The sequence below is a fragment of the Vibrio sp. V19_P1S1T109 genome (genome assembly GCF_002241375.1).
GTDB classification, from domain to species: Bacteria; Pseudomonadota; Gammaproteobacteria; order Enterobacterales; family Vibrionaceae; genus Vibrio; species Vibrio anguillarum.
In genome coordinates, this window is the sequence record NZ_NDIM01000214.1 from 1 (window position 1) to 8,913 (window position 8,913).

Annotated in this window: 8 protein-coding genes; 5 read left to right on the forward strand and 3 right to left on the reverse strand. The window is 45.6% G+C overall.

The window, feature by feature from the left end:
* Together B9J87_RS10065 and B9J87_RS10070 are read left to right on the forward strand one after the other, a co-directional pair.
* The coding region (locus tag B9J87_RS10065; RefSeq protein WP_141201567.1) for a GGDEF domain-containing protein at window positions 1-706 on the forward strand (706 nt) is incomplete at its 5' end.
* 151 nt (window positions 707-857) lie between these two features.
* Window positions 858-2,309: an NAD-dependent succinate-semialdehyde dehydrogenase gene (locus B9J87_RS10070; RefSeq protein WP_194661952.1), complete on the forward strand. Its 1,452-nt coding sequence runs from the start codon at window positions 858-860 to the stop codon at window positions 2,307-2,309.
* An 11-nt stretch (window positions 2,310-2,320) separates the two neighbouring features.
* On the opposite strand, the gene B9J87_RS10075 is transcribed toward B9J87_RS10070, so the two are convergent.
* Window positions 2,321-2,575, reverse strand: coding sequence for a DUF1496 domain-containing protein (locus B9J87_RS10075; RefSeq protein ID WP_094150538.1), 255 nt, complete (start codon window positions 2,573-2,575; stop codon window positions 2,321-2,323).
* 28 nt (window positions 2,576-2,603) lie between these two features.
* On the reverse strand, window positions 2,604-3,497 hold the full coding sequence (locus B9J87_RS10080; RefSeq protein ID WP_088728934.1) for a pyridoxal-phosphate dependent enzyme: 894 nt from the start codon (window positions 3,495-3,497) through the stop codon (window positions 2,604-2,606).
* Between the two features lie 447 nt (window positions 3,498-3,944).
* On the opposite strand from B9J87_RS10080, the gene B9J87_RS10090 reads away from it, so the two are divergent.
* The 3 genes from B9J87_RS10090 (at window position 3,945) to fabV (ending at window position 8,289) form a co-directional block, all read left to right on the forward strand.
* Window positions 3,945-4,571 (forward strand): TetR/AcrR family transcriptional regulator, encoded by a 627-nt coding sequence (locus B9J87_RS10090; RefSeq protein ID WP_010319039.1) that lies wholly within the window; start codon window positions 3,945-3,947, stop codon window positions 4,569-4,571.
* A gap of 55 nt (window positions 4,572-4,626) precedes the next feature.
* Entirely contained in the window at window positions 4,627-6,909 is a 2,283-nt protein-coding gene (locus B9J87_RS10095; RefSeq protein ID WP_026028135.1) for an acyl-CoA dehydrogenase, read from the forward strand.
* A gap of 177 nt (window positions 6,910-7,086) precedes the next feature.
* Entirely contained in the window at window positions 7,087-8,289 is a 1,203-nt protein-coding gene (fabV, locus tag B9J87_RS10100; protein ID WP_026028134.1) for an enoyl-ACP reductase FabV, read from the forward strand.
* 121 nt (window positions 8,290-8,410) lie between these two features.
* Here fabV and B9J87_RS10105 read toward each other — a convergent pair whose 3' ends face one another.
* Window positions 8,411-8,809 carry a hypothetical protein gene (locus B9J87_RS10105; RefSeq protein ID WP_017045220.1) on the reverse strand — a complete coding sequence of 133 codons (399 nt, stop codon included), beginning with the start codon at window positions 8,807-8,809 and terminating at the stop codon, window positions 8,411-8,413.
* Between the last annotated feature and the right edge of the window lie 104 nt (window positions 8,810-8,913).

The following is an 8,913-nucleotide window of genomic DNA, read 5'->3' on the forward strand; positions in this document are numbered from 1 at the left end:
AAGCAAGATTGAACCAGTTAATCTGGATATTGAATTTGTAGCTTTGGCTGACTTTTTTAACCATATGAAGGTCTCACTAAAAACGACAACCGTGACAAAAGATGAATTGCAATTAGAGGTTGAGCGACAAACCTCAGAGTTAAAAATTCAAAAAGATCAGCTTCAGTTTCTATCTGAACATGATTCGTTGACGGGGCTACTTAATCGGCGAGCGTTTGAAAAGTTGTTGGATAACGCCATCGTAAAAGCCAACAGGACTAAGGTGAAGTTAGCGCTGCTTTTCATTGATTTGGACAATTTCAAAACCATCAACGACACTCAAGGCCACTGCGCGGGAGATGAAATTTTAAAGCAAATCGCGATTCGCTTAGAGGCCAGTATCCGCCAATCTGATTTTGCGGCAAGGCTTGGCGGCGATGAATTTGTAGTGTGCCTCGATCTGATTGATGAGTACGACTTTGTCGCAGAGAAAGTCAAACAAATCATCAAATGCTTAGGGCTGCCCATTGAGTTTGAAGGGCAAAGCCTAACCGTTGGTGTTAGTGTCGGTATCAGCTACTTCCCCTTACAAACCAATAGTATGCACCATTTAATGGCCTTGGCTGATGAGGCGATGTATCAAGCGAAAGAGGTGGTTGGTAACACTTATTGTCAAAACATTGATCCCTTAAGGGGAGTTTTTACAGTGGAAGACGTGGTGAGTTAACGCCATTTTTCTGCATAGGAAGCGGCTGGGTCGAGGCTGATTCATGAGTAGATAGTCGCAATCCCTGAATAATACCGTTTATCAATTGAACCTGACTCAGTTTCCTTTTACCCTGTGCTTCTCCCCCCATATTATCGCTAGGAGCATCGTCATGCAGCTTCGTGATCCTCAACTTTTTAAACAACAATGTTATCTCAATGGTCAATGGGTTTGTGCATCCAACTCGCTCACCTCAACCGTTTACAACCCTTATGACGGCACTCTGATTGGAACGGTTCCGCAGCTAGATAGTGCGCAAGTCCAACAAGCGATTGAGGGTGCAGAGCTTGCGCAGAAACTGTGGAAAAAACAGCCAGCGGCGGACAAAGCGAGAGTGCTTAGATCTTGGTATGAATTGATTGTTGAACACAGCGATGATCTGGCACTGATTTTAACCAACGAGCAAGGCAAACCTTTAGCGGAAGCGAAAGGCGAGATCAGCTATGCTGCCAGCTTTGTCGAATGGTATGCCGAAGAGGCAAAACGAGCTTATGGTGAGCTTGTCCCGAGTCATAAAGCGGATGCAAGAATACTGGTATCGAAAGAACCTATTGGTGTGGTTGCTGCGATCACGCCTTGGAATTTCCCTGCGGCTATGGTGACTCGTAAATGTGCTCCAGCGATTGCGGCTGGGTGCGCAGTGGTACTCAAACCAGCACCAGATACGCCTTTTACTGCTCTTGCTTTGGCGGAATTGGCGCATCGTGCTGGGCTTCCCGCTGGCTTATTGCAAGTGGTGACCGGAGAGGCAATCGCAATCGGGCAGCAATTAACCAGCAGCAAAGTGGTACGCAAACTCTCATTTACTGGCTCAACAGGAGTGGGGAAAATATTAATGGCACAGTGCGCGCACAACATCAAAAAGTTGTCGCTCGAGCTGGGTGGTAATGCCCCTTTTATTGTGTTTGATGATGCCGACATTAATGCCGCCGTAGAGGGTGTGATGGTGGCGAAATTTCGTAACGCTGGTCAAACTTGTGTCTGTGCCAATCGAATCTATGTGCAAGAGGGCGTGTACGATAAATTTGTTAAAAAATTGGTTGATAAAGTCAGCAAGCTGATTGTGGGAAATGGGTTGGAATCGGGCGTAACAATGGGGCCTTTAATCAATGATGCGGCGGTGGCTAAAGTCAAATTACATATTGCGGATGCCACCGCGCAAGGCGCTCTAGTGCAATATGGCACTCTGCCTCAAGCCGGTAGCCGCTTGTTTGAGCCTCACGTATTAACAGAGATGACAGAAGAGATGTTGGTGGCTCAAGAAGAAACCTTTGGCCCACTTGCACCTTTATTTCGTTTCACTCACGAAGAGGAAGTGATTGAACGTGCAAACCACACGGATTCTGGATTAGCTGCATACTGCTATACGCAGTCACTGGCTCGGGCTTGGCGATTGAGTGAGGCACTGGAAGTCGGTATTGTTGGTATTAACGAAGGTTTGATATCAACTACAGTCGCACCGTTTGGCGGCATCAAAGAGTCAGGTCTTGGCCGCGAGGGAGCAAAGCAGGGGTTAGACGAATATTTGGAAGTGAAATACACCCTAATGGGAGGCTTAAACTAATCTTCCTCTCACTATTTTTGTTGAGTCAGTAACACCCATCTTAAGGGGCCATTGGTTTCAAAATCATTGGCCTCTTGGCAGATCATATACAGCTCACCGACTTGAATCACTGCACCGATAGAATAAGCTTGGTCCTTATAATAGCAAACACGTTGCAAAGCATTACCTTCTGTAGCCACCACAACCGGTAGCGAAGCGGTATTGATTACTTTCGTGTAGCCAAAGCTAGGAGCAATCAATAATAACCAAACACAGTACTTCAGCATGGTGTATCTCCTATTTATAGTGAGGTAGTTAATCAAATTGCCGCTGATAGCGGGGCAGCATACTTTCATTGCCCAGTAACCCACCTTGATGAATATAAATCACCGTTTTTTCTGGATGAGCTTCCATCCAAGGTAACAAACATTGCCACATCATAGGGTCATACAACAGATCAAATTCCACATGAGTCTGCTCAAGTAGATTTTGCCACATCCGATAATCGGCTTCGTACAATCGTCCAAAGTGATGCTTTTTCTCTGTAGATATAATCGTAGGGTACTGGCGCTCTTCAAGCTCGTCAAATTGTTGGATGAGGTAGTCATTTCCCCCTACACAAGCACAGGTCAGAACCTCAATGCCGTGCGGTTTTAGATATTTTTGCAGGTAGATCGCAGTGGTTCCTGTCCCGGAGGGCAACGCAACGACGAATTGCGTTTTTGTCTCCATTCTCATCCAGTTGAGAATTTCTAGAGCCAACTGCTTAATGCCCGTTTCGGCCATCTTTGAGCGACCGCCTTCCGGTACGACTAAGCATGAAGCATCAGGCTGGCGGATCGTATCAATATACTGCTCGGGGGGCATTATATTGATGGGGCTAACTTCGATGATGTGCGCTCCTAAATCCAGTGCGCCACGATAGTTGCCAATCGGCCTTTGTTGTAACCACGTTGGAATGTGGTCTACATAAAACTCAAATTTCCACCCTTTAATGCGCGCAAGAGCCGCCAGAGAATAGAGAGCATTCGACTGCGCCGAACCATAGCTGATTAAAGTGCTGATGCCGGGGAGATCGCTATCCAATAACGCCATAAACTTACGCGCTTTATTTCCTGAAAAATGGCTGTGAAGTTGATCATCACGTTTTAAATAGAAGCGGTTATTGGCAAAAGTATGTTGTGTTATGGGGGTGTCAGACAGTTTCATGATGATTTTCGAGCAGAAAAGGGCCGTAGTATATACTGACCTGAGTAAAAATTGCAGTGTTGGCCGATTTTATCGCTCGTCAGTTACTGCTTTGCCTCTCATGCGGCAAAAAAAAGCCCAGAGCAAAAGGCGCTGGGCGGATACAAATAAACATAGGAGTTAATAAGAAAAAGCAGCATATCGGTAGTTACAGTAAGAAGAAAAATTTGACGGCCTGTAAAATTCTTAATGCTCTGCTAACTACACTTATTGAGACTGAGCATTTCACAATCAGTTCCATCTTAAAGCCATTTTTTTCAATTTATTTTTAAAATATTTATCTTTCATTAGCTTACTTCTATTTTACTCTTCAGCTCCGATCATTTCGTAAAAATGTGATGTTAATTGCTTGTTAATCAATTGTGTCGATAGTATATTTCAAACACCTGTTTGATACGAGTGATTGAAATGGCACCAAGAAGTAGTACCAAAGAAAAAATCCTAGATGTTGCAGAGGGATTGTTTGCTGAACATGGCTTCAACGATACATCGTTACGAGCTATCACCAGCAAAGCTGGAGTAAATCTAGCCTCGGTTAACTACCATTTTGGTGATAAGAAAACGTTAGTGCGTGCAGTGTTGAATCGTTATTTAGAAGCATTTATGCCGGCCGTTCAACAAGCGCTGCAGGAGTTAAACTCCCAAGATGAATATCAAATGTCGGAAGTGTTTGAGTCATTGCGTACACCATTACGTGCGTTGAATGATGTTAGGCCCAACGGTACCAGCCGTTTTATGTTGTTGATTGGTCGCGGCTATACCGATGTGCAAGGTCATTTGCGTTGGTTTATCACCACACGCTACAGCGATGTATTGTCACTGTTTACTCAGTCAGTGATGAAGGCGAACCCAAAACTGACGCCTGAAACTCTATTCTGGCGTTTGCACTTCACGTTAGGCACGTGTGTTTTTACCATGGCGTCGAGCCAAGCATTGGCTGAGATTGCCGAAAGTGATTTTGGCAACCAAGTGGATGCCAAAGCCGTCGTTGACTTACTTATTCCTTATTTAGCCGCCGGCGTTGCGGCTGATTAACCCAATTAAATCTATTATAAGAAGTAACAATCCAAGCGAACAAAAGGATCTGATCATGAGCTCTCTACGAAGAAAATGGATAAGCGACCCCGCCTTTAAACTGTTTAAGCAAGTTTTGCCTCCGTTATCGGAGACAGAAAAAGAGGCGATGGAAGCGGGCAGCGTTTGGTGGGATGGTGAGCTGTTTTCAGGTCGTCCAGACTTTACCAAGCTGCATCATTACCCAAAACCAACCTTGTCAGATGAAGAGCAATCTTTCATTGATAATGAGTTGGAAACGCTGCTGTCTATGTTAGATGACCATAAAATCGTGAAAGAAGATCGCGACTTGCCAGCGGAAGTGTGGACGTTTCTGCGTAAAGAGCGTTTCTTCTCTTTGATTATTTCAAAGGCCTACGGTGGTCGTGAATTTTCCGCACTCGCCAATTCCACCATAGTGTCACGGATTGCGACGCGCAGTATCAGTACCGCTGTTACAGTGATGGTGCCAAACTCGCTTGGCCCGGGAGAGCTTCTCTCTCACTACGGTACACAACAACAGAAAGACTACTGGCTTCCTCGTTTAGCCGACGGCACCGATATCCCTTGTTTTGCGCTGACAGGGCCAGAAGCAGGCTCCGATGCTGGCGGCATTCCTGATCAAGGCGTGGTGTGTTACGGCAAGCACGAGGGCAAAGAAGTCCTTGGTATTAAACTCAGTTGGAATAAGCGTTATATCACGCTGGCTCCGGTTGCAACTGTGCTAGGCCTAGCTTTCAAACTCAGTGATCCTGAAAAACTTCTAGGCGATAAGCTCGATATCGGTATTACCTGCGCGTTGATCCCTGCTAATCACAAAGGCGTGGAAATTGGCGAGCGACACGATCCACTCGGCCTTGCGTTTATGAATGGCCCAACGCGTGGTCAAGATGTTTTCATCCCGATGGATTGGCTCATCGGTGGTGCTGACTATGCGGGTAAAGGCTGGCGCATGCTGGTGGAATGTTTGTCGGCAGGGCGTGGTATTTCATTGCCCGCACTTGGTACGGCGATTGGTCACTTAACTTCGCGCACGACAGGTGCATACGCTTATGTGCGCAAGCAATTTGGCATGTCGATTGGTAAATTTGAAGGGGTAGCTGAAGCATTGGGCCGTATCGGTGGCTTAACTTATTTGCTTGAAGCGACACGAACCTTAACCACAACCTCGCTCGATTTGAAAGAAAAGCCGGGCATAGTGACTGCCATTGCCAAATATCATATGACAGAAATTGCGCGCACAATTTTAAATGATTCGATGGATATTCACTCTGGTCGAGCGATTCAAGATGGACCAATGAACTACCTCGGAACACATTATCTTGGTATCCCGGTCGCAATTACGGTTGAAGGGGCCAATATCCTAACTCGCAATTTGATGATCTTTGGCCAAGGTGCCACTCGCTGTCACCCTTATGTTTTGAAAGAGATGGAAGCGGCGGCTAATCCTGATACAGAGCAAGGCGCGAAAGATTTCGATAAGCTGTTGTTTAAGCACATTAGCCACGCGACCAAAAATACCTTTGGGGCACTCGGTGCTGCATTAACGGGTTCGCGCTTTGTCAAAGCGCAGATGAGCGGCCCAACAAAAGCGTATTACCAACAGTTGACGCGCATTAGCCGAGCACTTGCCGTGAGTGCCGATTTCGCTATGTTGACGTTAGGTGGCGATCTTAAACGTAAAGAGATGATCTCAGCGCGTTTAGGTGATGGTTTGAGTTATCTGTACATGGCTTCAGCGACCTTGAAAAAGTATGAAGATGAAGGCCGCCAACAAACCGATTTAGATTACGTGCACTACGCGGTGCAATATTGTTTGTACCACGCGGCTAAATCTTTGCAAGAGGCGTACAGCAACTTCCCCAACAAAGTGGTTGGGCGCTTACTTAAAGTGTTGGTCTTCCCTTTGGGCAACCATTATGACAAACCTAGCGATGAGCTGTCGGTCAAACTGGCGGAAAGCTTAATGACTCCTGGAGCACATCGAGATCGTCTCACTCATCTTTGTTACATTGGGCCAGAGGAAGACGATAGCGTTGGCTTGATGGAAAAAGCGTTTTTGGCGATGTACGGTATCAGTGCACTTGAGCGCAAGCTGTTCCGCGCAGCCAAAGAGGGTAAAATTGCGCGTAAAGGTGCCCTGACTGAGCGATTAGCTCAAGCCTTAAGTGAAAATGTGTTGACTCAAACTGAAGTAGACCAAATTTTGGCCGCAGACAAACTGCGTTATAAAGCGATTCAAGTTGATCACTTTAGCCATGACTTGAGCGAGGTGATGACCAATAAGCCGGGAAAGCCAAAGCTTAATCATGTCGCCTAGTCGCGAATATCGTCACTAAAAGTGTGACCGTATATCAGGGCATCCTAGTCGGGTGCCCTGATTTTTTGAGCCACGAGAGATCCAACCACTTGCAATTTCTGCCTGTTTTTAAAGAAATAGGGTGAGATCTTCGAGCGAAACTTTTATCCTAGCGGAGATTTTTGAAGGAAGTTGAATATGATCATCAAACCTAAAATTCGTGGATTTATCTGTACGACAACGCACCCTGTGGGTTGTGAAGCTAATGTAAAAGAACAAATTGCTTACACCAAAGCACAAGGCCCTATCAAAAATGCACCGAAACGTGTACTTGTTGTAGGCTCATCCAGTGGCTACGGCCTTTCGTCTCGTATTACCGCCGCTTTTGGTGGAGGTGCTGCGACCATCGGTGTTTTCTTTGAAAAACCGGGCACGGACAAAAAACCAGGCACCGCCGGTTTTTATAACGCAGCCGCGTTTGACAAGCTTGCTCACGAGGCGGGTTTGTATGCTAAAAGCCTAAATGGTGATGCATTTTCTCACCAAGCAAAACAGAAAGCGATCGAGCTAATCAAACAAGACTTAGGTCAAATTGATATGGTGGTTTACTCGCTTGCTTCACCAGTGCGTAAGTTACCTGAAACTGGCGAACTGATTCGCTCATCATTAAAACCGATTGGCCAAACATACACCGCGACAGCGGTTGATACCAATAAAGACATCATCATTGAAGCCAGTGTTGAACCTGCAACTGAGCAGGAAATTGCAGACACGGTAACGGTTATGGGTGGTCAAGATTGGGAGCTGTGGATCCATGCACTTGCTGAAGCTGGCGTATTGGCCCAAGGGTGTAAAACCGTGGCTTATAGCTATATCGGTACTGAGCTAACTTGGCCAATCTATTGGGATGGTGCGCTAGGTAAAGCGAAGATGGATTTAGACCGCGCCGCATCGGCACTGAATGAACAGCTTTCTGTATTAGGCGGTACGGCTAATGTGGCCGTTCTTAAATCGGTTGTTACTCAAGCCAGTTCAGCTATTCCTGTTATGCCTCTTTACATCGCAATGGTGTTTAAGAAAATGCGTGAGCAAGGTGTACATGAAGGATGTATTGAACAGATCTATCGCATGTTTAGCCAACGTCTTTATAAAGAAGACGGTAGTGCGCCGGAAGTAGATGAGCAAAATCGTCTGCGTCTGGATGACTGGGAACTGCGTGAAGATATTCAAAAGCATTGCCGTGAGCTTTGGCCACAGATCACTACTGAAAACCTAAAAGAGCTGACGGATTACGTTGAATACAAAGAAGAATTCTTGAAGTTATTCGGTTTTGGTGTTGATGGCGTTGATTACGAAGCCGATGTCGATACTGAAGTGGCATTCGATGTAATTGATATCTAATCTATTGGTGTCACAGTGACACAATAAGATGTTCTAATCTCAAAGGTCTAGCCACAGTGCTAGGCCTTTGCCGTTATGGAGGGTAATACAGCATTATTCACCCTCAACAGCATTTTCTCGATCAATGAAACGGTTGCTGTTTCCCTGCAACAAAAAATACATCACAGTGGTGCTCGGCCGCTAATTGCTTGAGTAGGTGTTGGTTGATAGGCTCAATAGTATTTGACGCGATTATCGCACTGGCATTTCCGGAGCGGATAGCTTTAATCACAATCTCTAATTCCGATAACGTTTGAGAGGGTTTCATGTGGATCACTCTGTCGCAATGTATATTGAAAGAAGCAAACTGTTCATACTGTGGTCGAGGACATTCAGAGGTGAATAAGATCCACTGCTGTTGGTGCTGGGATAGCTTAGCAAGCTTTGACATCATGGCTTGTTCAATCGTATTGACTGAGCGATGGGCATTAGCCAAAGGGTACTGAGCTGATAGTTGAGAAGCGAAATTTACTTGAAGCATAATACTGTCCTTTCATACATGCTGTATGTGTATACAGTATTTGAGTTGTGGATACTGATCAAGTTTTTTTTGCTGAATTTATCAGCATAACCAAGCTTGAATTC